General features: G+C 62.2%; 24 protein-coding genes. 14 read left to right on the plus strand and 10 right to left on the minus strand.

All coding sequences use genetic code 11. The features are described 5' to 3' along the window. Positions 1-329: 329 nt before the first annotated feature. Positions 330-1,208 (minus strand): DMT family transporter, encoded by an 879-nt coding sequence (locus ACYU03_RS04555; RefSeq protein ID WP_461888354.1) that lies wholly within the window; start codon positions 1,206-1,208, stop codon positions 330-332. 87 nt (positions 1,209-1,295) lie between these two features. Here ACYU03_RS04555 and ACYU03_RS04560 point away from each other — a divergent pair, with 87 nt between their 5' ends. From ACYU03_RS04560 to ACYU03_RS04590, 7 genes are all read left to right on the plus strand, one after another. After that, the gene (locus tag ACYU03_RS04560) at positions 1,296-2,222 is read left to right on the plus strand and encodes a LysR family transcriptional regulator (protein WP_461888356.1); all 927 of its coding nucleotides are present in this window, start codon (positions 1,296-1,298) and stop codon (positions 2,220-2,222) included. A 262-nt stretch (positions 2,223-2,484) separates the two neighbouring features. Beyond that, a complete protein-coding gene (locus ACYU03_RS04565; RefSeq protein ID WP_461888358.1) occupies positions 2,485-3,030 on the plus strand; it encodes a cytochrome b in 546 nt (181 codons plus the stop codon). Positions 3,031-3,251: 221 nt separating this feature from the next. Continuing rightward, complete coding sequence (locus ACYU03_RS04570; RefSeq protein WP_461888360.1) at positions 3,252-5,465, plus strand: membrane-bound PQQ-dependent dehydrogenase, glucose/quinate/shikimate family; 2,214 nt, start codon at positions 3,252-3,254, stop codon at positions 5,463-5,465. A gap of 101 nt (positions 5,466-5,566) precedes the next feature. Then, on the plus strand, positions 5,567-7,684 hold the full coding sequence (locus ACYU03_RS04575) for a TonB-dependent receptor family protein (RefSeq protein WP_461888362.1): 2,118 nt from the start codon (positions 5,567-5,569) through the stop codon (positions 7,682-7,684). A gap of 513 nt (positions 7,685-8,197) precedes the next feature. After that, the gene (locus tag ACYU03_RS04580) at positions 8,198-9,547 is read left to right on the plus strand and encodes a hypothetical protein (RefSeq protein WP_461888364.1); all 1,350 of its coding nucleotides are present in this window, start codon (positions 8,198-8,200) and stop codon (positions 9,545-9,547) included. Positions 9,548-9,739: 192 nt separating this feature from the next. Then, positions 9,740-10,171, plus strand: a complete 432-nt coding sequence (locus tag ACYU03_RS04585) for an arsenate reductase ArsC (protein ID WP_461888365.1) — start codon at positions 9,740-9,742, stop codon at positions 10,169-10,171. A 302-nt stretch (positions 10,172-10,473) separates the two neighbouring features. Next, positions 10,474-10,758 (plus strand): hypothetical protein, encoded by a 285-nt coding sequence (locus ACYU03_RS04590; protein ID WP_461888367.1) that lies wholly within the window; start codon positions 10,474-10,476, stop codon positions 10,756-10,758. A 308-nt stretch (positions 10,759-11,066) separates the two neighbouring features. Here ACYU03_RS04590 and ACYU03_RS04595 read toward each other — a convergent pair whose 3' ends face one another. Genes ACYU03_RS04595 through ACYU03_RS04605 form a run of 3 tightly spaced genes read right to left on the minus strand, consistent with a single transcriptional unit; the run spans position 11,067 to position 15,051 of the window. Continuing rightward, positions 11,067-11,738: a DUF3313 domain-containing protein gene (locus ACYU03_RS04595; RefSeq protein WP_461888369.1), complete on the minus strand. Its 672-nt coding sequence runs from the start codon at positions 11,736-11,738 to the stop codon at positions 11,067-11,069. A gap of 50 nt (positions 11,739-11,788) precedes the next feature. Next, the gene (locus ACYU03_RS04600) at positions 11,789-13,054 is read right to left on the minus strand and encodes an OmpP1/FadL family transporter (protein WP_461891387.1); all 1,266 of its coding nucleotides are present in this window, start codon (positions 13,052-13,054) and stop codon (positions 11,789-11,791) included. Positions 13,055-13,068: 14 nt separating this feature from the next. Beyond that, positions 13,069-15,051, minus strand: a complete 1,983-nt coding sequence (locus ACYU03_RS04605) for an alkyl/aryl-sulfatase (RefSeq protein ID WP_461888371.1) — start codon at positions 15,049-15,051, stop codon at positions 13,069-13,071. Between the two features lie 290 nt (positions 15,052-15,341). On the opposite strand from ACYU03_RS04605, the gene ACYU03_RS04610 reads away from it, so the two are divergent. The 5 genes from ACYU03_RS04610 (at position 15,342) to ACYU03_RS04630 (ending at position 20,245) form a co-directional block, all read left to right on the plus strand. After that, the gene (locus ACYU03_RS04610) at positions 15,342-16,346 is read left to right on the plus strand and encodes an AraC family transcriptional regulator (RefSeq protein ID WP_461888373.1); all 1,005 of its coding nucleotides are present in this window, start codon (positions 15,342-15,344) and stop codon (positions 16,344-16,346) included. Between the two features lie 66 nt (positions 16,347-16,412). Next, entirely contained in the window at positions 16,413-16,967 is a 555-nt protein-coding gene (locus ACYU03_RS04615; protein ID WP_461888375.1) for a nucleotidyltransferase family protein, read from the plus strand. Between the two features lie 196 nt (positions 16,968-17,163). Continuing rightward, positions 17,164-18,375: an enoyl-ACP reductase FabV gene (gene fabV, locus ACYU03_RS04620; protein ID WP_461888377.1), complete on the plus strand. Its 1,212-nt coding sequence runs from the start codon at positions 17,164-17,166 to the stop codon at positions 18,373-18,375. A 165-nt stretch (positions 18,376-18,540) separates the two neighbouring features. Beyond that, entirely contained in the window at positions 18,541-19,239 is a 699-nt protein-coding gene (locus tag ACYU03_RS04625; protein ID WP_461888379.1) for a GNAT family N-acetyltransferase, read from the plus strand. Positions 19,240-19,324: 85 nt separating this feature from the next. After that, positions 19,325-20,245 carry an alpha/beta hydrolase family protein gene (locus ACYU03_RS04630; RefSeq protein WP_461888381.1) on the plus strand — a complete coding sequence of 307 codons (921 nt, stop codon included), beginning with the start codon at positions 19,325-19,327 and terminating at the stop codon, positions 20,243-20,245. A 94-nt stretch (positions 20,246-20,339) separates the two neighbouring features. Here ACYU03_RS04630 and ACYU03_RS04635 read toward each other — a convergent pair whose 3' ends face one another. The 4 genes from ACYU03_RS04635 to ACYU03_RS04650 all read right to left on the minus strand — a co-directional run bounded on the left by ACYU03_RS04635 (position 20,340) and on the right by ACYU03_RS04650 (position 22,322). Continuing rightward, positions 20,340-20,681, minus strand: a complete 342-nt coding sequence (locus ACYU03_RS04635) for a HopJ type III effector protein (protein ID WP_461888383.1) — start codon at positions 20,679-20,681, stop codon at positions 20,340-20,342. Further along, complete coding sequence (locus ACYU03_RS04640; RefSeq protein WP_461888385.1) at positions 20,674-20,970, minus strand: DUF1244 domain-containing protein; 297 nt, start codon at positions 20,968-20,970, stop codon at positions 20,674-20,676. Before ACYU03_RS04640 ends, ACYU03_RS04635 begins: the two co-directional genes overlap by 8 nt. Before the next feature lie 10 nt (positions 20,971-20,980). Next, on the minus strand, positions 20,981-21,673 hold the full coding sequence (gene folM, locus ACYU03_RS04645; RefSeq protein WP_461888387.1) for a dihydromonapterin reductase: 693 nt from the start codon (positions 21,671-21,673) through the stop codon (positions 20,981-20,983). Positions 21,674-21,749: 76 nt separating this feature from the next. Next, the gene (locus tag ACYU03_RS04650; protein WP_461888389.1) at positions 21,750-22,322 is read right to left on the minus strand and encodes an antibiotic biosynthesis monooxygenase; all 573 of its coding nucleotides are present in this window, start codon (positions 22,320-22,322) and stop codon (positions 21,750-21,752) included. Between the two features lie 226 nt (positions 22,323-22,548). Here ACYU03_RS04650 and ACYU03_RS04655 point away from each other — a divergent pair, with 226 nt between their 5' ends. Further along, entirely contained in the window at positions 22,549-23,478 is a 930-nt protein-coding gene (locus tag ACYU03_RS04655; protein ID WP_461888391.1) for a MerR family transcriptional regulator, read from the plus strand. Here ACYU03_RS04655 and ACYU03_RS04660 read toward each other — a convergent pair. Continuing rightward, positions 23,463-24,080, minus strand: a complete 618-nt coding sequence (locus ACYU03_RS04660) for a hypothetical protein (RefSeq protein WP_461888392.1) — start codon at positions 24,078-24,080, stop codon at positions 23,463-23,465. The genes ACYU03_RS04655 and ACYU03_RS04660 overlap by 16 nt on opposite strands. 204 nt (positions 24,081-24,284) lie before the next feature. Here ACYU03_RS04660 and ACYU03_RS04665 point away from each other — a divergent pair, with 204 nt between their 5' ends. Continuing rightward, positions 24,285-24,740: a flavodoxin gene (locus ACYU03_RS04665; RefSeq protein ID WP_461888394.1), complete on the plus strand. Its 456-nt coding sequence runs from the start codon at positions 24,285-24,287 to the stop codon at positions 24,738-24,740. Here the strand turns inward: ACYU03_RS04665 and ACYU03_RS04670 are convergent. Next, positions 24,721-25,629 (minus strand): LysR family transcriptional regulator, encoded by a 909-nt coding sequence (locus ACYU03_RS04670; protein WP_461888396.1) that lies wholly within the window; start codon positions 25,627-25,629, stop codon positions 24,721-24,723. The genes ACYU03_RS04665 and ACYU03_RS04670 overlap by 20 nt on opposite strands. Positions 25,630-25,692: the final 63 nt, after the last annotated feature.

The raw sequence follows: 25,692 nt of genomic DNA on the forward strand, positions 1-25,692 counted from the left end.
GAGGATAATTTTAGAGATAAAGAGTCATACCCTGAAGAACAATACCCATTGAATTCAGCCTCTTTCGTGTTGATACGATTCCTGTCTCCCACATATCCCCTTATATCCGCCCCCCAGAAAAGCCCGCCCTGTACGCAATGCTGTTCACTCAAGTACCGCATCATCAGTAATAGCCCCCTGCTTTGCAGCCCATCACATGCAGCAACCCCAAACCCTACGGCCGATGTCTTAAGCGAACAGCATTACGCCCTCCGCGGGCTTTCTTATGTCTACTGTCCCGTCCTGTCCTGTCCCGTCCTGTCCCGTCCTGTCCCGTCCCGGACAGTCAGTCAGCGCCGCGACCAGCCGGTCCACAGCGTGGCGGTGACGATCAGCAGGCCGCCGATCCAGGCTTGCAGGCTCAGTCGTTCGCTAAGCCAGAGGACAGCGAACAGCGCACCGAACAGGGGTTCGCTGCCCATTAGCAGGCTGACCCGGGTCGGGCTGCTGCGGACGAGCGCCCAGTTCTGTACGTAGAAGGCGAACAGGGTGGCGAACAGTACCAGGTACAGGCTGCCCAGCCAGAACGTGGGGGCGTTCGGCAGCGGCGGTAGGCCGCCGGGTAGCAGGCTGCCGATGAGCAGGCAGCCGCCCCCCACTACGCCCGTCTGAACTGCGGTGAAGGCCAGTGGCGGCACTTGGCTGTCGGCGGTGAGGCGACGGATCAAGCACACTCCGAAGGCCCGTACCAGGGCAGCGGCCAGCATCAGCGCGTCGCCCAGTCCGAAATCCAGATCCACTCCGCCGCTGAGCAGCCAGGTGCCGAGCAGCGACAACATCACCGCCGGCAGTAGGCGCGCGTCCGGTCGCTGGCCAAGCAGCGCCCACTCGACGAATGGGGTGAATACTACGCACAGGCTGATCAGGAAGGCCGCGTTGCTGGCGCTGGTGTGGGCGACGCCATAGGTTTCGCAGAGGAAGATCGCCAGCATCACCAGGCCGGACGGCAGCCCCGGGAGTAGTGCGGCACGGCCGGGGCCGCGCAGTTGTGGGGCGAGCAAGAGGAAGGTGATGCAGAAGCGCACGGCGAGGAAGCCGAGCACTGGGTAGAAGCTCAGAGCCTGTTTGGCGACCCCATAGCTCGTGCCCCAGACCAGCGCGACCAGCAGCAGTAGCAGGTCGCTGGTCTGGACCAGGCGGAGGCGGCTGGCAGTGGTCAGTGTGGTCATGGCGGGTACTCGTGAAAGGAACCCGGCAATTGTCCATTGCTATGCTGAGCGTGATAATAGGTTCATTTCGTGAAAGACCTATTCCCCATGAGCATTAATCATCTACTGCCGCTAATGGCCGGTTTCGTCCGCGTGGTGGAGTGTGGCAGCTTCTCCGCCGCTGCCCGCCAGTCGAACACCAGCGCCTCGGCTCTGAGCCGGCAGGTCGCCCAGTTGGAGGTGGCCCTCGGCTTGCGCCTGCTGGAGCGAACCACTCGGCGGCTGCGCTTGTCCGAGGCTGGCGCCGAGGTGTTCGAGCGCTGTCGGGAGATGCTCGCGGCGGGGCAGGCAGCTATGGCGGTGGGCGAGCGGCTGATGAGTCACCCGCGTGGGCAGGTGCGCCTGTCGGTGCCCAAAGCGTTTGGCAAGTACCTCGTGGCGCCGTTGCTGGCGGACTTTCTTGTTCGCTATCCGGAGGTGGACGTCAGCCTCAATCTCAGTGACCACAGCCCAGACCCGATCGCCGATGGTTTCGATCTGATCGTGCGGATCACCGAGCAGCCGCCGGAGCAGATGGTTGGTCGACCTTTGTGCCAGGTACGGCAACTGCTGTGCGCCACGCCGGAGTATCTGGCACGTCATGGCACACCACAGCACCCGCAGGAATTGGTGCGCCACCAGTGCTTGTATCTGGATGAACGATCGGACGATCACCGCTGGCACTTTGCCCGCGATGGTGAGCAGTGCATGGTCGTAGTACGTGGGCGCCTGGCCAGCAACCATAGCGAGGTGCGCCTGAACGGTGCACTGAACCATCTGGGCATCGCCTGTCTGCCGAGCTTCACCGCCGCCGGAGCACTGGCCGAAGGCCGACTGCTGGAGGTGTTGGGCGATTGGCGCTACACCGGCAGTTACCAGGGCACTGCCTGGGCGCTGTACCCATCCAACCGCCACCTGCCACCCAAGCTGCGAGCGTTGCTCGATCATCTGGCAACCGGGCTGGCTGAAGCGGTAACCATCGACAAGGCGGAGTAGAGTTGCCGCCATCGAACGAGTGGCCACACTGAACAGTTGGCAGCGGAACACACTTTAAATGAGGGATGGTCAACATCGCCCCATCATTGCGGCAAAGGTGTCTGTGGGACAGCATTAGTAATGCTCGCTTGCCTATCCGCCCCACGCAGATTTCCATTCATGAAAATCTGAATTCCACTATCGCTCTGCGACTCCCGCAGTGGTGCTGTTAGATTTATCGCTCACTCGCAATGGCACGCCGGTCAGGCTGAGGAGATTACCGATGACAGGCAGCAAGGGCTATACACCGACGGCGATGCTGTTGCATTGGGGAAGTGCGGCGATATGGATGGCGGCGTGGTGCATCGGCTTCGTTGCTACCCACTGGCGAGATGAGTTCAATTCGAACCACTCATTGACGGTATTGCACAAGGCGTTGGCAAGCACCTTGATCTTTCTCGTGGTGGTTCGCCTGTTCTGGCGTGCGAGCCATCCCGCGCCTGCGCTGCCGGACTCGATGAGCCCACGCTTGAAACAGGGCGCATTTGCCGGTCATGTGCTGTTGTATGTCGTGGCGCTGGTGTTCTTGCCGTTATCTGGCTGGTATTGGAGTTCGGTAGCGGACAAACCGATCATGCTGCTGGGATTGTTGCAGTTGCCGGCACTGGTGGCTCCCGACCAGGATCAGTATGCCCTCGCCAAACTCATTCACACCTATACGTCTTGGTTTTGCGGGGCCTTGATCATTGGACATGTCGCCATGGCTCTCAAACATCATTTCGTCGATCGGGACGGGGTGCTGTCCGGTATGTTGCCGGGGCGTAGATAGTAACCGCGCTGTTTTTCGAATGAACAAGCCTCGCATGACGGTAATGCTGTTCACTTAAGCTGGAGTGCCTTCAGCTGGGGCTGCTACGTAGCCTATCGCGACACTAGGCCGTCCACAGAGGGCTTGCAAGTGGCCTTGTGTCGCGATGGGGCGCGCAGCGGCTCCAAGCCATACGACAGATGTCTTAAGTGAACCGCATTATCGCATGACGGGGCTTTTTCTTGCTCATCACTGTGGTCTGGGCGATTTCGGAGGTCGGCTTCGACTTCTGGCAACTGGTGCCACGCCTGATGACCTTCATCGTGATTGCGCTGGTGCTGACGCTGTTGGTGCCTGTATTGGACGGCAGCCGTAAATTCCTTGGCGCCGGTGTTCGCAGCGGGATCAGCCTGGCGCTTGTCGTCAGCCTGATCGGCTTCGGTTATGGCATGTTCAAGCCCCATCCGACCGTGGTTGCAGAGAAGGGCAGCAAAGCACCTGTGCTGGTACCGGATGCGGGCGAAGCGGAGGACGGCCAGGACTGGACTGCCTACGGCCGTGGCACACACGGTGAACGCTTCGCTCAGTTCGATCAGATCAATAAATCCAACGTCAAAGACCTGCAGGTGGCCTGGACGTTCCGCACTGGCGATATGGCTATCAACGGCGCGGAGTATCAGGGCACCCCGCTGAAGGTCGATGACACGGTTTATCTGTGCACGCCGCTGAACAAGGTATTCGCCCTGGACCCGGTCACCGGTGCCGAGAAGTGGAAATACGATCCGCAGATCAAGGAAACCCCGTCCAACAAGGCATGGAAGCGCTGCCGTGGCGTGGGCTACTACGATGCCGACAAAGCGCCGCAGAACGCTTCGATGCCTGCCGAATCGAGCGCAGCCACTGCGGTGGCGCAGCCGGTCGAGTGCCGTCGCCGCATCATCACGACCACAGTCGATGCCCGTCTGATCGCGCTCGATGCCGAGACAGGCAAGCCCTGCGAAGGCTTCGGCGAACATGGGCAGGTCGATCTGCTCAAGGGTATCGGCCCGAACACCGACGGTTCTTATTACCTGACCTCTGCACCTCTGGTGGCCGGCAATGTGGTCATCGTCGGCGGCAAGATCAACGATAACCTCAAAACTGGTGAACCGTCGGGCGTGACCCGTGGTTTCGATGTGCGTACCGGTGACCTGCTGTGGGCTTGGGATGCGCTGAATCCGAAGCGTGGCGTGCCGCTGCCGGAAGGCGAAAACTACCCGAGCGACTCGCCGAACTTCTGGGGTACTGCGTCCTACGATCCAGTGCTGGGCTTGGCCTACATCCCCACTGGTAACCAGACTCCGGACTTCTGGAATGGCGACCGCAACCCTGGTTCCGATGAGTACAACGACTCCATCGTCGCCATCGACGTGCGCACCGGTGTCGACAAGTGGCACTTCCGCACCGCCAACAACGACATGTTCGATTATGACGTGTCCGCCCAGCCGATCCTTTATGACTTGCCCAACAAGGAAGGCGGCAAGACTCCGGTGGTCATTGCCCTGACCAAGCGCGGCCAGATATTCGTGCTCGACCGTCGTGACGGCACCCCGGTGTTCCCGGTAGAGCAGCGCCAGGTTGCCACTGACGGTGTGCCGGGCATGCGCATTTCGCCAACCCAGCCGTACTCGCAACTTTCCGTCGGTACCGAGCGCCTCAAAGAGTCGGATATGTGGGGCGGTACCGTCTTCGATCAGTTGATGTGCCGTATCGACTTCAAGGCCATGCGCTGGGAGGGGGAGTTCACTCCGCTGGTAGAAGGCCAGGCGACCCTGATCTACCCGGGCTACTACGGTGGTTTCAACTGGGGCGGCGGTGCGCTGGATGCCTCCACCGGTACGCTGATCGTCAACGACATCCGCATGGCGCAGTGGGGGCGTTTCATCAAGCGCGAAGATGCCAAACGTACCGGTCTGAAACCGAGCACCGAGGGTGAGTACTCTGAACAGCTGGGCACTCCATGGGGCGTAGAGCGTTCGATGTTCGTCTCGCCGTTGGGCATTCCATGCTTCAAGCCGCCGTTCGGCACCATGACTGCGATCGACCTGACCAATGGCAAAACCAAATGGCAGGTGCCGATGGGCAGCATCCAGGACGCGCCGGTGCGAGGTATCGTTCCTGGGGTCCATATCCCGCTGGGCATGCCGACCATGGGCGGTCCGCTGGTGACCAAGGGTGGCCTGACCTTCTTCCACGGCACCCTGGACTATTACATCCGTGCCCTGGACAATGACACCGGTGAGGAAATCTGGCGTGGCCGTCTGCCGGTCGGTGGCCAGGGGGCGCCAATGTCCTATATCGGTCGTGATGGCAAGCAATACATCGTGGTTACTGTCGGCGGTGCAACTCGCACCGGCACTAACGACAACCGTGGCGATTACGTGATTGCCTACGCACTGCCAGACGTGGCTAAGTAAATGCAAAACCGGCCGTGGTTCAGCGCTTCTGAGTCACGGCCGTTTTCCGAAGCCCGCCGACCCGGGTGGGTTCTTCAACACCGCTTGCGCAGATTTTTTTTATGCCCATTCAGCCCAAGGACCGCAGCCGTTTCTTCGTTTGCGGTAGCCGCGCTTCCTTTTATTTTGTTTGCCTTGCTGTCAGCGCTCCGGCGGTCTCACAGGAACAGGCCGTTACCCTCGATCCCGTTGCGGTGACCGGCACCTATGTGCCGTCCTCGACCTTCGACGTTCCGGCCTCCATCGATATCGTCAACCGTGACCAGATCACTGATGGCCAAGCGGGCGTCAACCTTTCCGAAGCCCTGTCCCGGGTGCCTGGCGTGGTGGTGCAGAACCGCCAGAACTATGCCCAGGACCTGCAGGTATCGACCCGTGGTTACGGCGCCCGCGCAGCCTTCGGTATCCGGGGTATCAAGGTGCTCAGCGATGGCATCCCCGCCAGCACACCGGACGGGCAGGGCCAGGCCGCTTCGCTCAATCTGGATGTGGCTGAGCGCATCGAAGTGCTGCGCGGTCCGGCTTCCGCGATCTACGGCAGCAATGCTGGCGGTGTGATCCAGATGTTCTCCAAAGACGGCAGCGGTCCCGCGACCATCGGCGCGAGCACGCTGCTGGGCAGCGATGGCTTTATCAAGAACCACCTCTACAGCCAGGGCGGCAATGACCAAGCTGGGTTCGTGCTCGATGCATCGCGCATGGACACCGATGGCTATCGCGATCACAGCTCCGCACGGCGTGACCAGACTTTCGCCAAGGTCCATGTCCGTCCCGACGAGGACAGCCGCCTGGCGCTGATCTTCAACACCTTGGAGCAGAACGGCACCGAAGACCCGCTGGGCCAAACCTGGAGCGGGTACAAGCAGGATCCGCGTTCGGTGATTCCTCAGGCCGAGCAATACAACACCCGCAAGAGCATTCATCACCAGCAGGTGGGGATGAACTACGAACGTGACTTCGGTGACGCGACCTTGCAGTTCAACCTCTACGCCGGCCAGCGCAGCGTGATCCAGTACTTGTCCATTCCCAAAGGTACCCCGGCCAATGAGCGGGGCGGCGGCGTGGTGGACTTCGACCGCGAATTCCACGGTGGCACCCTGCGCTGGATTCAGCCGATCACGGCCGCACCGGGTGCACTGACCCTGACCTTCGGCGCCGACTACGACCAGAGTCGCGACGACCGCCGTGGTTACCAGAACTACAGCGGCAACGTACTGGGTGTGAAAGGTGAACTGCGCCGTGACGAGATCGACACCGCCACCAGCCTGGACCCCTATGTCCAGGCCCATTGGGAACTGGATCGCTGGACCTTCGACGCTGGCCTGCGCCACAGCAGCATGGAAATGGAAGTGGATGACCACTACCTGTCCAATGGCGACGCCAGCGGCTCGAAGAAATACCAGCGCACCAGCCCGACGCTAGCGGTGATGTATGCCTTCACCCCGGACCTGCATGGCTATGCCAGCGCCGGCAAAGCGTTCGAAACCCCGACCCAGGCGGAAATGGCCTATGCGCCGGGTGTAACGGAGACTTTCAACTTCGGGCTGAAACCGGCCACCAGCATCCAATATGAAGTCGGTTTGAAAGCCCGCCCCACCGAGCAGAGCCGCCTGAATGTCGCCGTCTTCGAGATTCACACCGAAGATGAAATCGTGGTGGCGGGGTCCAACTCCGGACGGACCAGCTACACCAACGCCGGCAAGACCCTGCGCCGTGGCCTCGAGGTCGGGCTGCAACACCAACTCGCCGCGGACTGGGAACTGAACCTTGCATACACCCACCTCGACGCCACATACCGGGACGACGTGACCCAGGGCAGCAGCCAGATCGAGAAGGGCAATCGCCTGCCGGGCGTGCCCAAGGACAGCCTGTTCGGCGAGCTGGTATGGAGGCCGGTGGAGGGGCTGAGCACCGCGCTGGAGGGTCAATACCGCAGTCAGGTGTATGTCGAAGACAGCAACGACCAGAAGGCCGCGCCGGCCTATACGGTTTTCAACTGGCGGGCACGGATGGAACAGCAACTCGACCGGTTCACCGTCTATGAAATGGTGCGGGTGGACAACCTGCTGGATCGTCAATATGTCGGATCGGTGATCGTTGGGGATGGCAACGGCCGGTACTACGAGGCTGCACCGGGGCGCTCATGGTATGCGGGGGCGGGGGTGGAGTATCGCTTTTAGCTCTTCAGGCGGCGGGCTATCCGCCAGTTCGCATGGAGAGTGGCTAATGGACTACGAATAGCTCGATCGAATCAATGCCGGCTAACCTTGATTGCCGTAGTAGCCAGTTGAGTCTCCCTCATATTGGCTGACACAAGCTTGGTTAGTTACACGCTCCCCCTTATTCGCAAATCGATTATGGGCAGGATGGCGCTTTCCTGGAAATGACCTACACCTGATAGCAAGGAAGAACGGCAAGCGATCGACAGGAGTCGACATGCGCTATCCCTCGCATCCCCCCATGCACCATCCGTTTTCCCTCTCTTTTTTGTCACGCCGGGCAAGTCGGCGGGATTGAACGTGTTCGTTCGTCCGGCGCTGCCGAGGAGGTGCATCACCCAATACTCCGTTCACCCGTGAAGCCAGCCCCGGCTATCGAACCGGGGCCCTGACTTAAAAGAATAAAAGAGGCCCTGCATTGACGGGCATGAGCTCGGACGATGGCAGGCGCGCTCTCTTTCAAGGAGATGATCGATGAAGCAGCCCCAAGGAACGCTTGCAGCATTGGCCGTGGCGACCGCCTTGTTCAGTGTCGAGGCCGTGGCCGGAACCTACCCTGACTATGGTTACGCGCCGCCATCGAGCTATACCGGTCCCACATTCGTACTCAGCCAGAGTTATCCCGCCACACCGCCCCAGGGTGGGCTGCCGGGGTTCTTCGAGAAGTTGCCGGCCAAGCCGGACAATAATTTCGAAACCTGGCGCGCCTACATGGACGGAGTGAAAGACTACTGCCTGGAAGGCAACGTGGAGGCCGATTGGTACGTGCAGAACAACAAGGTGCGGCAGTGGTATCACATGCCGTGGCAACACTACGGCCCGCTGGGGCGTGAAGGTATCCACGGCCTGACCAAGGAAGCAGAGATCCAGGCCCAACAGCTGGCGGCTGGGCAAACCGGCACCGGCCAGACCTATGCGGTGGGTATCTACAACGACATTGGCGCCTACACCATCGGGCAGGTCTGGAAAGACCCTCAGAACCCCGACCCGAGCTACACCTCCAAGCCCAACAGCTTCGCCAACGGCACCGTGGTGTGCAAGGCGCTGTTTGCTGATATTGACCGCAGCAGCGTGCCGTTTCTGGCCAACCCGGTAGTGTGGCAAGGCTATATCACCGAGACTTTCAAGTCCGCCAACCGTGTGGTGAAGGAGGTCGCCCTGATTCAGATGGACATCGCTGTGCGTGATACCCGCATGAGCGACACCGGCTGGATCTTCGGCACCTTCCAGTACAACGGCGCCAAGACCGGCAAGCCCGGTTGGGACAACCTGGTGCCGGTGGGAATCATGTGGGGCAACGACCCGCAGGTCACCAGCGATGAGTTCACCAACCCGCAGCCGACGGTCACCAAGATCAACACCGCGCTGCAACAGACCGCCATCAATGCCGATACCAAGGAGTTGCCGCCGACGCATCTGGGCTGGAACGGGCGCCTCAATGGTCCAGTGGACAACCCCAGCAGTTCCTGCCTGAGCTGTCACATGACCGCCGAGTCGCCACAAGCGGCGATCTTGAACCCGCTTTTCCAGGAAAACCCTCCGGCGGTGGGGTCGGCTGAATGGATGAAGTGGTTCCAGAACATCCCGGCAGGCGACTCGTTCACTCCGGGCACCCAGAGCACGGATTACAGTCTCCAGATGTCGGGCGGACTGGTGAACTTCTATCAATGGAAGTGCGACATGAGCGGCATCTATGCGGACGGTTCAAACGCCTGTGCCAAAGCCGCCAGCATGCAGCTGAAGATGGTGAAACCTGGAAGCGCGGCGCCACAGCCGATGCAAAGGGTGCTCCGCGACCCGAGCCTCGAACAATTGCTGGAGTAACGTGCGGCAACCTCCGGGCACCCGTTGCCCGGAGGCTGACTTTGGGGCCTGATCCAGCAGCTGCAGCTGTTGGTCGGCATTGAGCGAGTGACCGCCACTATTAAATTTTCCTTACAGGAATTTCGCCCCGCAAGGGCGCAGCTAAGATGGTCATGACTCCCTGAAGGCTGTAGACGCCGGAGGTATTGAGATATGACTGATCGACTGCGTGTTCTATTCGTCTGCGTCGCCAACGATGCCCGCTCGCTGATTGCTGAAGCCGTGCTGCGCAACGCTGACCCTGAGCATTTCGAAGCCTTCAGCGCCGGTGTCCAGCCCACCGCTGCGGACCCCAGGACGCTCGCCGTACTCGAGCATGCGGGGATCTCCACAGAAGGTCTCAGAAGCAAACCGCTCGAGGAGTTCGCTGGCCTGCCGTTCGATTACCTCATCGACCTCTGCGACAAGGGCACGGATGAACTGGAGCAGTTGCCTCATTCCAGCCAGACCATCACCTGGAGTTTTGTCGACCCGGTTGGACAGGAAGGGCAAGAGGGGTTCAGGCACCTGCTCCAGGAGGTGAGTGATCGTATCAAGCTGTTCCTGATGGTAAAAAACCGGCCGCATGAGCCTGAGGGGCAGTGACGCATCTTCTTCCCATTCGATAGGGGAGGTGCCGACTGCGGCCTAATGGCCGTCAATGCATCCTCTGGCACGAACCTCGTCCCTGCGCCGGAGTCAAACAAGTGAGGACGTCGCGACCGCTCATTCGATGGTCATGGTGTGAATCAAACGGGAATAGATCACCCATTTCTTGTTTCTAAGAGAGGCACTCTCAGGATTCACCGCTCACTCTTGGCTGAACGGTCCCGCCTTCTGCCAACGTTGAAGTGGACATTAGAGCGATGCCCGCTCTATGTCGCACTTACAGCGAAGGAGATGCACAGATGGTTACTCACTACAGGATCGCCGGGCATCTCGCCTGCGGTCGTCAGGGCGACAACCTGACATCCACCCCTGAACTGGCACGTGTGAAATGCCGCAACTGCCGTAATACAGAGGCGTTCAAGGATGCCCGCAGAACCGCACGGAACGCGGCGCGCAGGGCCGCGCGCAAGGCGAAAGCCATTCATGCCACGGTTGATTGGCGCGTAGCCTGGGCAACACGACTCACCGACATGCCAGGGCATCAGCGCCTTCCCAGAGGGTTTGGCGATCAGCCTTATGTCTAGCGACGTAGGGCGTCGGCTTCGTTGACGCCTTCGACAGGTCCCTGCACTCACGAATTGGGCCGCTACGCGCCCCATCGCGACACAAGGCCGCTGCCACTGGCCTGTGGGAGATTCTATGGTCCAGAGCAAAGCGGTCCAGTGAGCCGGGGCCGCTTTGCAGCCCAATCGCAGCGGTTCGGCGCCCCGACAAGCCAGCTTCCCACAAGGTTCTGGACCGTAAGGGCTGAGGTATGCAGGGGCCCTGTGGTGAGCGGTCTTGCGTCGTGATGGGCTGCGCCGCAGCCCCCCAACGACCAGCCCCCACCCGATCACTTCTGGTGGAGCATCTGATACGACCTGAGCATGTCTGACGCCCACACATCCAACACGGCTTTCACGTCCTGCACTTGCATGACCTGGTCGGCACTGTCCAGGTCGGCACCGGCACCCTTGCGTAGGACTTCAGCGACGACCTGCTGGTTGCCGCCATCGATGAAGGCGGCTTCGGTGGCAATGCTGGTGTCCTGGTCGCGGATGCCGGTGGCGGTGCTGACGCCGGCGGCCACGAGGGCGATGGGGATGACTTCGTAAGGGCGCAGGCCCTTGGTCTGGGCACTGACGGCGGTGATCGCCGGGCGGACCACCAGAGTACCGGGGCCAGGCTGGCTGGCGATGGGCAGGGCCTTGGAGAATTCACGGCGCAGGGCCTGGTCGTAGTACTGGGTGATGCCCTGCAGGGTGGTCTGCGGGATCTTTTCGGTGGGCTGGGGCTGAGGGTGAAGCTGGCTCGGTTCGAGGTAGATGCTGGTGTAGCGGTGGGCTTCCACTCCAGGGCGGACCCAGCGCATCACCGGGGCGCCAGAGGGCGATGTTTCTGGTTTGAGCACGCTGTAGTCGCTGAGGAACCCGGAGTACTGATCGGGCTCGACGTACTGGCTCGCGCACCCGGCAAGAGTGAGTGAAGCGATGCACAGCGTGGTCAGGAGAGATCTGGATTTCATGGTGAGGCTCCTTGTGATTGACCGTACCGGGTGTGCAGGCGAGCGCTGCCCTAGAAACGCCAGGTCGCGCCACCTCCGAAAATGTGCAGGGCCGCGTTGTGGTAGCTGCCGGACAGTGTAGTGCCGGAGCGCGCTTTGGCCTGGGCAGTGTCCATGTCGCCCAGCCATATCAGGGTATAGCTCAGATGCAGGTCGAGGCCTTCCTCGAGTTGGTAGTTGAGGCCTGTGGCCAGGCGCCAGGTCTCGCCCATGGGGTTGTCCACGGTACGGTCGCGGTCGTTCACCGCTGAGCTGTCGTAGCCAAGGCCCAGGCTCCAGCGTAGCTGGGGCGTGGCCTGGTAGCGGGCGCCAAGGGAGAGGTGCCAGGTGTCCTTGTACTGACGGTCGACGCTGCGGCTGACTCCGGCGGCGTTGGCATCCACCTCGACGCCGATGTCGCCGAATGCGCTCCAGTCCTGCCAGCCAAGGCTGCCCAGCAGTGTCCACTGCGAGTCGAGGTCATGGGCGACGCTGAGCAGGACGGTCTGCGGGACTTCCATATCCAGCTCCAGTGCGTCGGCATCCAGGCGGCGCAGGGCGGCGTTGATCAATGGGCTGCTGATATTACGCAGGTGCGGCTTGTCGTCGAATTCCAGTTTGACCTTGCTGGTGTAGGCGAGGCCGATCCGGGTCCGTGCGTCCAGGTGGTAGAGCAGGCCAAGATTGATCCCGGTGCCTACGTCGGTGTCCTTGTATTGCAGCTGGCCGTCAGGGCGGTCGCGCAGGCCCAGCAGGTTGTTGTCCACTGCCACTTCGGCGCGGTAGTAGGCGTACATGAGCCGTGGGCCGATGCCGATGGACAGGTCGTCGGTGACCTTGTAGGCGAAGGTCGGTTGAAGGGATACGCCGATGATCGCCGTTTCCTGGCTGAAATAGCGTCCGGCCCAGTCGTCGTCATAATCCAGCGCCAGGCCGAAGTTGCCGTACAGGCCGAAGCCGATGGCCGAGCGTTCGTCGAGCTGATGGCTGATGAACAGGCTGGCGCCGGGCAGGTAGTGCAGGGCGTTGCCGCCTTCATTGCCGTTGAACTGATTGTTGCCATCGCGGGAGAAACGCAGGTCGCCGAGGATCAACTGGGCGTTGGCGCTGATCTGGGTACCGGACAGCTCGGTGAGGCCGGCAGGGTTGCTCATCAGCACGCTGGGATCGCTGGCCAGGGCTGCGGCGCCGGCATTGGCCAGGCCGGCACCTTCCTGGCCGGCCTCGTAGATGAGGATGCCACCGGCCAAGGCCCGTGGACTGACGCTGCCGAGCAGCAACGCCAGGCCCAGGATCATCAGGGGCCGGGAGTTCATGGCGTGACGATGTTGAACCAGAAGTTGTAGGTATCCAGCATCCCCATGAAGTCGGAGAGCACCTGCGGGTTGCCGTCGATCTTCAACTTGCCGTCGGCGATCTGCTGCTCCATGGAGGCCTGGCCGAGCTGGATATCGTCCAGCGTTGCCTTGGTCAGGGTCAGGCCGACGTCGGCCTTGTCCGCCAGTTCGTGGGTGTAATTGAGTACACCGTTCTCCACATGCAGGGCGTACTGCTTGTCCAGGTCGGTGAAGTCGATGTTCAAGGTCAGCTTCTTGCCGGCGGCCTTGGGGCCGTTCAGGCGTACGGCCAGGTAGTCGAAGAGCATGTCCGGTTCCATCGCCCGGATGGTATCGGGGCTGGCGGTCTTCATACCGCCGCTGCTGGGTACACCCTGGCGCAACTCAAAGGCGCCTTGCAGGTACACCGAGCGCCACGGGCCGGACTCGGCCTGGTAGCCCATTTGCTCATAGGCGTCGGCAAGCAGGTATTTGCCCTGGGTGCTCTGCGGATTGGCGAAGACTACATGCTTGAGCGCCATGGCCACCCAGCGGTACTCGCCCTTGTCGAAGTCAGTCCTCGCACGTTTGAGGATGGCCTCTTCGCCGCCCATGTATTCCACGTATTTCTTCGCGGCATCTTGTGGTGGCAGGTCGTTGAGGGACGAGGGGTTGCCGTCGTACCAGCCCATGTAGCGCTGGTAGACCGCCCGCGAATTGTGGCGCAGGGTGCCGTAGTAGCCCCGTCCTGGCCAGAACTGCTCCAGTTCCGCTGGCAAGGTGATCATCTCGGCGATTTCGGCGCCGTTGTACCCCTCGTTCATCAGCCGCACCGACTGGTCATGGATGTATTTGTAGAGATCTCGCTGCTTCTTCCAGTAGTCGATGATCCTGTCTTGCCCCCACATCGGCCAATGGTGGCTCTGGAACTTAACTTCGACCTCCGCCCCATAGAGGCGGATGGTCTCGTCCAGGAAGCTTGCCCACTTCAGCGCGTCGCGCACCTGGGCGCCGCGCAGGGTGAGGATGTTGTGCATGGTGTTGGTGGTGTTCTCAGCCATCCACATCGTCTTGAACTGCGGGAACCAAGTGTTCATCTCGGTCGGTGCCTCAGTCCCGGGCGTTGACTGGAAGACCATCTTCACCCCGTCCACGGTCAACTCCTGGCCGGTGTGTTCGATGAACAGAGTTGGCTCGATCAGGGTCGCGGTGCCCATGGAGTTGGTCTGGCCGAGGCCGGCGTTGACCCCGCCCTGCGCGTTGCGTGGCAGCATGGCGCCGTACATGTAGACGGCGCGGCGGCCCATGGCGTTGCCAGCGATGACGTTCTCGCTCACAGCATGTTCGGTGAAGTCCTTGGGCGCGATGATCTGTACCTTGCCGGCCTTCACGTCGGCCTCGTCGACCACGCCGCGCACGCCTCCGTAGTGGTCGGCGTGCGAGTGGCTGTAGATCACCGCCACCACGGGTTTGCTACCCAACTTGTCGGTCACCAACTGGAGGGCGGCCTTGGCGGTTTCGGCAGACAGCAACGGGTCGAAGACGATCCAGCCGCTGTCGCCCTGGATGAAGCTGATGTTCGACAGGTCATAACCGCGCACTTGGTAAATACGGTCGCTGACCTTGTACAGGCCGTACTGCATGTTCAGCTGGGCGTTGCGCCACAGGCTGGGGTTGACGGTGTCCGGCGCCGGCTTGTCCAGGCTGATGTACTGCTTGTAGCTTTCCAGGTCCCAGACCACGTTGCCGCTGGCATCCTTGATGGTCAGGGTGGCCGGGCGCTCCAGCAGGCCGCGTTCGGCATCCTCGAAATCGCGTTTGTCGTTGAACGGCAGGGCGTTCAGCACTGCTGCATTGGCCGCCTTGGTCGCCTCGCTGGCCGGCTTGGGCCCAGCTGCCGGGTCTGCGTGAGCGCTGCCGGTCAGCAGCAGTGCCGCCGAGAGGCCCAATGGCAGCAGTGATCGGGTGTGTTTGTTCATGCTCATTCCTTCCTGAAGCCGATTGCCAGCGCCTACCTGGGGCAGGGTGGATGGCAAGTGCATCCAGTATGGAATAGGCCTTTTGACCTGCTTCGAGCATTTCACGACAGGGGCCTGGCATCTGATGCCAATTGCTCCCCACCTTAGAATCCAGCGCTATAGAGTCGATAGCGAAACACTCGCAACAGCTCTCGCCAACTCCCCTCACCGTGGCTGGCCTGGGCCATACTCTCAAGGTTTGCTCCCAAAGCATTGGCTCCGAGACCCGTTGATCAGGACGGACGATCACGATGGATAGCGTACGCGGCACGGCTTTCCTGCATGTCGACAAGATACTCGACCAGCGTGGCGCCTCGCTGCGCGACTACCTGGCGCCGCACCGCATCGCCCTGGAGGTGGTGGGGGATTATGAGAAGCGGGTGTCGTACCGCAGCCTGGCGCAGATCTTCCAGGGCAGCGCCCATGCCCTGGGGATGCCTGAGTTCGGCCTGGAGCTGGCGACCCGCCAGGGCTCGACGATGATCGGGCCACTGCGCCACCTGGCGCGTTCGGCCGCCACGGTGGGCGAGGGTGTCGAATCGGTGCTGCATTACCTGCGCTTCTACAGTCCGTCGATCCGCTACAGCCTCGAACGCCAGGGTGACGTCACACTGCTGGAGTTCCAGAACAATCTGCCGTGCCCCACCGAAGTGCCGCAGATCATCGAGAAGTCTGTGCTGCACGGCTGCCTGATGATCGGCGAATTACTCGGCGCCGGCTTCCGCCCTCGGGCCGTGCTGCTGCGCCATCCGCCGCAGGCGGGGCTGGTCCTGTACCGGCGCTACTTCGACTGCCCGGTGCTGTTCCGCCAGGCGCGCAACGCCTTGGTGTTGGACAGCGCCGACTTGTGCAAACCCTGCGTGCACCACGACCCGCAGTTGCATGCCATCGTGCGCTTCTACCTTGACGCGCACTGCGATCCGGCCGGCGGCCTGGGCGAGGAGGTCGACCAGCATATCCGCAACCTGCTGCCACGCCAGCGTTGTTGCCTTGAGCAGGTCGCCCAGGCCATGGGCATGACTTCGCGCACCTTGCAGCGGCGCCTGGAGGACGAAGGCGTGGACTTCGAGCGCCGGGTCGACCAGCTACGCCGTGTGCAAGCCGAACAACTGCTACGCGACTCGAAGCTCAGCGTGGCACTGATAGCCCTGGAGCTGGGATACCGCTGCGCGACCTCCTTCAGCAGAGCGCATTACCGCTGGTTCGGCACTACGCCTTCGGAGCACCGGCGGCGCTTTGGCCAGAAGGCTGGGTAGACGCGGTAGAATCGAGGGCTGCCAGGCCTGCCATGGGGGTAGGAGCAGACTCAAGGACTCCCGAACTTGAATGACCATGAACAGCTCCAGGCGATCATCCAAAGCGACCCACAGCGCTGGCAGATGCTCGCCCACGTCCGCGCCCTGGGCCTCCCTGACTGCTGGATCGGCGCCGGTTTCGTGCGCAATGCCGTGTGGGATCACCTGCACGGCAGAGCGCCTGCGGTGCCCGGGGGCGATGTGGATGTGCTGTGGTTCGACCCCGGGCGAACCGATGCCGCCGAGGACCAGCGCCTGGAGGCTGAACTGCTGGCCAGGGCGCCGGGAGTCGATTGGTCGGTGAAGAACCAGGCGCGGATGCACCTGCGCAATGGCGATGCGCCTTATGGCTCCACGGGCGAGGCCATGTCCCATTGGCCCGAAACCGCCACGGCGGTGGCAGTGCGGCGCACGGCTGCGGACCAGTGCGAGGTGCTGGCGCCGCTGGGGCTGGAGGACTTGTTCGAGCTGGTGCTCAGGCCGACGCGCCGCTTCGTTTCGCAGAAGCGGGAGGTGTACGAGGAGCGGATCCGCAGCAAGGGCTGGTTGAGCCGCTGGCCGGGTTTACAGCGTCTGGGTTGAGGTTTTTCCCGCATCTTTGGCCTGCATACCGAAATACCGATGTGGTCGTCGCCAGCCCACCTGCGCTTTTGCCGCCCGCCATCAACCCTTAAGATGTGTCGGATAGCTTCCGGGTGTAGTCTCACCCTCTAATCACCGGATGCACCGCCCTGCGCGGCGTGCGTTCCATGCATAAACACCTGATGAGGTACAGACATTGGCCATCATTCATCCAAAAGTTCGCGGTTTCATCTGCACCACGACCCACCCGAAGGGCTGCGAGCTGAATGTCCGTGACCAGATCGGAGCCACCCGCAAGCTGGGCGTGCGCGAGGATGGCCCGAAGAAGGTCCTGGTGATCGGTGCGTCCAGCGGCTATGGCTTGGCGGCGCGCATTACCGCAGCTTTTGGCTTCAAGGCCGATACCCTGGGCGTGTTCTTCGAGAAGCCAGGCACCGAGACCAAGGCCGGTACCGCCGGTTGGTACAACGCCGCGGCCTTCGACAAGTTCGCCAAGGCAGAGGGCCTGTACAGCAAATCGATCAACGGTGACGCCTTCTCCGATGAGGCCCGTGCCAAGGTCATCGAACTGATCAAGAACGAAATGGGCGGCCAGGTCGACCTGGTGGTCTACTCCCTGGCTTCGCCGGTACGCAAGCTGCCGCAGACTGGCGAGCTGGTGCGTTCGGCGCTCAAGCCGATTGGTCAGCCGTACAAGTCGACGGCCATCGACACTAACAAGGACGCCATCATCGAGGCGTCCATCGAGCCGGCCTCCGAGCAGGAAATCGCTGACACCGTCACCGTCATGGGTGGCCAGGACTGGCAGCTGTGGATCGATGCCCTGTCCCAGGCCGGCGTGCTGGCGCAAGGCGCGCGCACCGTTGCCTTCAGCTACATCGGTACTGAAATCACCTGGCCGATCTACTGGCACGGCGCACTGGGCAAGGCCAAGCAGGACCTGGACGACACCGCCGAGCGCCTGAACGCCAAGCTGGCTGGCGAGATCGCTGGCGGCGCCAACGTGGCGGTGCTCAAGTCGGTGGTGACCCAGGCCAGCTCGGCTATCCCGGTCATGCCGCTGTACCTGTCGATGGTCTTCAAGGTCATGAAGGAAAAGGGCATTCACGAAGGCACCGGCGAGCAGTTGAACCGCATGTTCCGCGACCGTCTGTACCGTACCGATGGCCAGCCGGGCGAGGTCGACGAGAAGGGCCGCCTGCGCCTGGACGATTGGGAACTGCGTGATGACGTGCAGGACGCCTGCAAGGATCTGTGGCCGCAAGTGACCACCGAGAACCTGTTCCAGTTGACCGATTACGCGGGCTACAAGCGCGAGTTCCTCAACCTGTTCGGCTTCGAGCGCAGCGACGTCAACTACGACGAAGACGTGGCTACTGACGTACGGTTCGACTGCATCGAGCTGTAAGCAAGTCCCTGACAGCGCAACCGTTTTTTCCGGTTGCGCTGTTCCCGCCGGGCCTTGTACATAAACTGAAACAAATCCTTCGCTGGCCTTTTGCTATGAGGCTGTTGCGTCTGATCTATACCGCTCCTAATTGCCGGGCAAAACTGCCGTGGCTGGGGAGGGTGTATGAGCGCATTGCAAAAATTGAAAGAGCGGATCAGACAAAAAGGCCTGCTGCGGACCCTGAAGACGCTGTTCGAACGCTACGTGTTCTTCCACTGGGAGCTTTTGTGGATGGAGCGTGACCTGGTCAGCCCGGTACCGCCGCATAACCTCAAGGATCATCCGCCGGTGACCCTGGTGGAGATCACCACGGACAACGCCGACGCCTTTGCCCGGCATTTCGGCGATCGTGTCGAAACCATGCGTGAACTGGCTGCTGAAGGCCATACCGGGCACATGTACCTGGACGAACAGGGCGATGCCGTCGCGTTCATCTGGGCCAGCGTGCGCGATTATCACGACCGTCATTACTACGGTTGTACCTTCCCGGTGCAGCCGGGTGAGTTCTTCGAGTTCGGTGGCGAGATGATCCGCCGGTTCTTTGGTAGCCGCTTGTCGGTGACGGCCCAGGTCGGGCTGTGGGAGGCCATGCATGCCAAAGGCTGCACGCGAGTGGTTGACGTGGTCGAGACTCACAACATCCCGGCGATGAAACTGCACTTGCGCATGGGGTACCAGGAGCAGGGCAGGGTCACTCATGTCTATGGCCTGTTCGGCCGCTGGAAGCTGTTCCGTGAAAGCCGCTACGAGGGGTCGCGCCTCGATGGCCTGCGAAAGGAGCGCGCACCGCGGGTGGCTCCCTCCCCTGAGGGGGTGGCCTGACCGCTGAAATTTGCTAGCGTGGGTGGACAACAACAGCGCGTCCACCCGCCTTGCCGCGGCGCGATGCCGCAGCAGGGAGCATGCCATGAGCAGCATCACCCAACCCGCCACTGCCTTTCGCCACGCCGCCGCCGATGGCTACAGCCTCGGAGGTTTCTGCTGGCGCCATGCCGAGCCTGATCCCCAGCGTCCCCTGGTGATCATCAACGCCGCGACCTCGGTGCGTTGCCGCTACTACTCGCGTTTCGCCGACTATCTGTTTGCCCATGGCTGCGATGTGCTGACCTACGACTATCGGGGCATCGGCGAGTCGCGGCCGGCCTCGCTGCGTGGCTTCCAGGCTTCCTGGAGCGATTGGGGGCGGTTGGATTTCGAGGCCATGCTGCAACTGGCAGCGCAGGCATTTCCCGGACAGCCGGTGGATGTGGTGGGGCATAGCTTCGGCGGCTGCGCGGCGGGGCTGGCGCCGTCGGCGGAGCGGGTGCGGCGCTTGGTCATGGTCGGCGCGCAGTTCGCTTACTGGCGTGATTATGCGGCAGGCAGCCGCTGGCAGTTGTTCGGCAAATGGCATGTGCTCATGCCGCTGTTGACCTGGTGGTTCGGCTACTTCCCGGGCAAGCGCCTGGGCTGGCTGGAGGATACGCCCGCAGGCGTGGTACATGACTGGAGCACCCGCACGCCGCTATTCGAGCAGCGCCCCAGTGGCCGCGCCTTGGGCGAGCCACCCTTTGCCCCGCTCAGGGCGGCAACCCTGGCCATCAGCCTGACGGACGATCCCTTCGGCACGGTCGAGGCCACCGAGCGTCTGCTGGGTTACTTCAGCGACGCAGAGCGCCTGCACCTGCGCCTGGCACCCGAGGATATCGGCGTCAGCGAAATCGGGCATTTCGCCTTCTTTCATGATCGTTTTCGCGAACAGCTCTGGTCCATCGCCTTGGCATGGTTGCAACAGGGACGGCTGACGGAAGGGACGCCGGGCGCACGGGTGGCGCCTTATGGCGGTTGAGGAGGGATGCTGTCTTGATTCGTGCGGTCGACGCTATACCGGTAGGCGCCAGCGTAAACTGGCGCCTACCCCCTACAGGCTGGCGCCAGGTTGATCAGCCCAGGCGCTGGAGCGGCTGTTCGGCGAACTTCACAGCGGCCAGGCCATGGGCCATCAGCGCACGGATGTTGCCGTGGTCGCTGCCTTGCGGAGTGGCCAGGACGCTGCGGTAGTGCTCGCCGAACGCCAGTAGCGCTTCCTGGTCGCTCAGGCCTTCGAGCAAGGCCAGGCCCAGGGTCTTGCAGGAGCCTTCGTTCTGCCCAGCCGCGTTTTCCACGCCGCCGTTGTTGAAGGCCTGGGGCTGGTAGCTGTAGTTCGCAGCAATGAACGCCAGGGTATCGGCGAAGGCGTGTTCACCGCTGTTCAGGCTGTTGCGCAGGGTATCGAGGTCAGTCACGGGGTTTTCCTTTGTCGAACGCCGCTTGTTGTTCGGCGCTGGCTTCTTTCTGGTATTGGGCTTTCCATTCGGCGTAGGGCATGCCGTACACCACTTCGCGGGCATCATCCAGGCTCAGCTCGACCTGTCGCTCGTCTGCGGCGGCCTTGTACCACTTGGACAGGCAGTTGCGACAGAAGCCGGAGAGGTTCATCAGGTCGATGTTCTGCACATCGGTGCGATTACGCAGGTGTTCGACCAGGCGCCGGAATGCGGCGGCTTCGAGTTCGAGTTGTTGTTGCGGGGTCATTGGGCTTCTCTCAGGCAATGCGGTTCTTCAAATGGCGGCCACCATTGATGACCACCTGGCTGCCGGTGCTGTATTGGCTTTCGAGCAGGAACATCACAGCTTCGATCAACGGGCGGGCGCCAGGCTCGAATTCCAGCAAGGCCTTTTTCAGAGCGTGCTCACGGTAGGCCTCGTCGCCATCTTCCTTGAAGATCAGCAGGCCGGGCAGGATACCGTTGACGCGGATCTTGGGCGCGTATTTTTCTGCGAAGGACAGCACCATGTTTTGCAGCGCTGCCTTGGTTGCGGCATAACCGATATGGCTCTTGCTACCGCGCGAGGAGGTCTCGTCGCAGATGTGGATGATGTCGGCCTTATCCACCTTGGCCAGGTGATCGCCAAGGGCCAGGTTCAGGTGGTAGGGCGCCTCGACGTGCAGGCGGAACATGGTGTCGAGGTTGCCCAGGCTGTCGTCGAGCCACAGCGAAGCGTTGTGGATGATCGCCCGCAGGCCAGGATAGTTGCTCTGCAGGTGAGCAATCAGGGCCAGGCGGTCGGCCTCCTGGCACAGGTCGGCCTGGAACTGGATGATGTTCGGATGCGCCGCTTCAGAGCGCAGGCTACGGCTGGCACTGACCACTGTATGGCCGGCCTGTGCCAGTTCGAGGGCCAGGGCCAGCCCTACACGCTGGCTGGCTCCGGTAACAAGGATTGGGCTGTTCATGTCAGGGACGGTCAACTTATACGGCTGTGCTTGAATGTCCCCAGCATACCCGAACTGCGCGCCCTTGTGCCCCGGCTCAGCGGCTGCGCAGGCCGCGCGCGGTATCCCTGGCTGGCACCGGACTGGCATTGAGCCAAGTAGCCAGCAGGCGGGTCGACAACGGGATGAACAGATACACCATCACCGGCGTCAGGCCCAAGGTGCTGAGCAGCACGCGCGGCACCAGGTCCAGCGCTCCCAGCCAATGGCCGAACAGTAGGTTGAACAGCAGCGAGACCGGGAAGAAGGCCAGCCAGATCGCGACGGCCTGCTTCCAACGCGGTGGGCGTTGCACCAAGGAACTGCCGAACCAGCCGTCCAGGCCACTGGCGCGCCGCTCCAGCGGGCGCTCGAACAGGCCATTGCCGCGTTGCAGCCAAGCCCGGCGCGAGGCCGAGTGCTCCCAGGCATTCAGGGTCTGCTCGTTAGTGAAGCGGAAGATGATCTGGAATTCGTCGCCCTCGGCAGGCGGGGCGAGGATGCCCGAGCCCAAGTAGCCGGGAAAGTCGGTGGCCAGCTGCTCGCCTTCGTGCAGCCAGGCCAGCAGGTCCTGGTAGCGGCCGTGGGCGGCGCGGCGCGACACCATCAAGGTAACGGGTGGGGTAGACATCGTGTATCTCCTGGCAACGAGGGGCCGGCGGGTAGCTGACCCCTGGTACGCCGCCCGGGGTGGTGGGCGACGTAGGCGTGCATGCAAGAATCGGGCGCGGATTATTCCTTAAATTTCATGACTCGTCAGTGCTGGTGGACGAGAGGGGGCGCTGGTCGTTTCGGTGACCGGCTGTGTTTCCCGGCGTAGAATGCGTGTTCGTACCCATGAACGCGGTTTTCCGGCAATGAACGAACAGGTTCCCGCTTCATTGATCAACAGCGAACTCAAGCAAGAAGTGCTGTTTCCGATCCGTGAAGTCGCCCGGTTGACGGGTGTCAACCCAGTCACCCTGCGTGCCTGGGAGCGCCGATATGGGCTGCTTCAGCCAACACGCACCGAAAGTGGGCACCGGCTCTACTCTCAGGCGGACATCGACGATATCCGCAGCATCCTCGGCTGGCTTGAGCGAGGTGTGGCGGTGAGCAAGGTCGGCGGCATCCTGGTGCGGGCCCACGCGCTCAAGGCTGGCGCGGAAATCTTTGCTGGCCCCGAGGAAAAGGCCCGTTGGCAATCCCTGGTGCGTCAGGCAGTGCATGGATTCGACACCGGGCGCCTTGACCAGCTGTACGGCCAGGTGTTCGCCTGCTATCCGCTGGTGGGGGTGTTCGAAGGTGTGTTCATGCCCGTATGGCAGGAGCTGCGCAGTTGCAGGGAAGGGTTCGGACAGACCAGCGAATGGCTGTTCCTCGACCACTTCCTGCGTGCCCGTGTGCTGCAGCGCCTGCACCTGGCCCATGAGACGCAGGCCGGGCGCGTGCTGCTGGCGCCATTGGATGGGCACAGCCTTGAATTGGAGTTGCTGGTGGCCGGCTTGCTGTTGGGCGGCGGTGAAATTGCGGTGACGGTGTTGGCCTGCGGGCAGCCGCTGGAGGAACTGGCCCTGGTTTGCGAGCGCTTGGCGCCGCAGGCACTGGTGCTGTTTTCCAACCGCCAGCCGACCCTTGACCAGAGCAAACGCCTGATACGTCTGGCGCCGGTCTTGACGTGTCCGCTATTGCTGGCCGGTGAGGCTGCCGAGCTGGCCCGGGAGAGCCTGGCTGGAACCCAGGTAGCTTGCCTGGGCGCTGGAGGAAAGCAGATGCGCCGGTGCCTGGCAGGTCACCTGGACACCTGAGTGTGCAGCTCCGGATGGGCCTGGCGATGGGCCTGGAGGATGTACTCGCGCAGGCGTCCGATTTCTTCTTCCGGGGTGTGGCTGAGGTCATAGGCCGCCAGGTCACTGCCGATACGCCGGCCCAGCACCCCCTGCACACCGATCGGCGGGATGCCTTCAGGGGTGAAATGCAGGCTGAACCTTTCCGGTGGTTGCGGCAGACCGCGTACCTCCAGCAGCGCGCCCTTGAAGGAGATCTCCCTCACCCATAACCCGCTGGGCTGGTCCTGGTCGTCGCGCAACTCCACCGGGGCATCCAGGGACAGGCGCCACGGGCGCGGCATGGGGCCATCTTCGTAGATGTAGGGCTGGCCCAGTTGCAGGTGCTGGGCATGGAATTCATCCTCGACCAGTTGCAGCGGGAAGCTGATCTGCTGGTTGTCGACCTGCGCCTGGAGCGTGACCTGGGCGTTGGCCGCCAGGAGCGTGAGCAGATCCTTGAGCCGGCGCTCGCCATTGACCTGCAGGCTCGACATTGGGTCGGCCTGGTTCAGTTGGGGCGAATGCTGCATGTCCTGGATAAAATCCAGCTCATCCTGGGTCAGGAGGGCGTTTGCTTGCATGGTCACACTCAAGGCTTGTCGGTCGTACAGGTTTTTTTCTTCACGGGTGGACAACGAAAAAAGCGTTTTGTTAGACCCGTTTGTCAGTTTCCTGTTCGGCGAGCTGTCTGTGGGCCAGGGGAGGGCGTTTGCTATGAATTGGCGGCCTTTTGCCATTAGTCGATGCTAGTATCCTACGCTTTTACTCAGTTTCGGAATCCTCAGATGAAAGTCGCCATTCTTTCCGGCTCGGTCTATGGCACCGCCGAAGAAGTAGCCCGTCACGCACAATCCCTGCTCAAGGCCGCCGGCTTCGATGCCTGGCATGCCTCCCGCGCCACCCTCCAGGACCTGCAGGGTTTCGCCCCCGAGGCCTTCCTGGCCGTGACCTCGACCACTGGCATGGGCGAATTGCCGGACAACCTGATGCCGCTGTTCAGCAGCATCCGCGATGTGCTGCCCGCCGAGTGGCGTGGCCTACCGGGCGCAGTGATCGGCCTGGGCGACTCCAGCTATGGCGATACCTACTGCGGCGGTGGCGAGCAGATGCGTGAATTGTTCGCCGAGTTGGGTTTGCGCGAAGTGCAACCGATGCTGCGCCTGGACGCCAGCGAGACCGTGACCCCGGAAACCGATGCCGAGCCCTGGCTGGCCGAGCTGATCAGCGCGCTGAAGGCTTGATCATCGCCGGCTGCGGCTGTTCCCTCAGCAGCTGCAGCCAGGCTTGGGCGGCACGGGACAGATAGGCGCCGCGGCGCCAGATGAAGGCAATGTCCCAACGCAGATGCTCCGGTGCCAACAGGGGCACCCGCACCACCCCTGGGCGCTCCAGCCCGCGGGCCACCACCCGTGGCAGCAAGACCACTCCCTGTCCGGCCGCGACCAGTGCGGCGAGAAAGTCCGCCTGGCCGCTGCGGCCACCCTCGCGCGGGGTGAAACCCAGCTGTTGGCAGGCGCTGAGCAAGCGGTCGTTGAGCACGAAGCTGCGCTGATATAGCAGGAATGGTGTCTCGGCCAGTTCAAGCAGGCTGACCTGGGTTTGCGTGGCCAGGCCGTGGCCGAGCGGCAACAGGGCGTCCAGTGGCTCATTGCAGAATGGTTGGAATTCGAAGGCTGGATCGCTTGGTGTGAGGCTGCCGCCCAGTTCCAGCTCGCCACTGAGCACTGCTTGTTCCACCGTGCGGCTGCCGCCTTCGAGCAACTGGATGCTGATGTTCGGATAGCGGCGCCGGTACTCGGCGAACAATTGGGCGAACAGGGCATCGCTGCCTAGCAGCGGCAGGCCCAGGCGCAGTTCACCACGGGCCAGTTGGCTGAGGTCGTCGAGTTCGCTGAGCAATTCCTGGCGCTGGCGCAGCAGGGCCTCGCCGCGCTCCTGGACGATGCGCCCGGCGGCGGTCAGGTGCAATTGCGAGCCTTGGCGTTCGAGCAAAGGCACGCCCAGGTCCTGCTCCAATTGGGCGACCTGCTTGCTCACGGCCGATTGGCTGATATGCAGGGTCTGAGCGGCTTGGGTGAAGCCCCCGCGGTGCACCACTTCGATGAAACTGCGCAGCTGTTTGAATTCCATGATCAGGATTCCATTATGGAATGGTGAGCAGTCTAACAATTCGCTTCTGGCCTAGGTGCTGGG

It is taken from the genome of Pseudomonas sp. X10 (assembly GCF_054889225.1).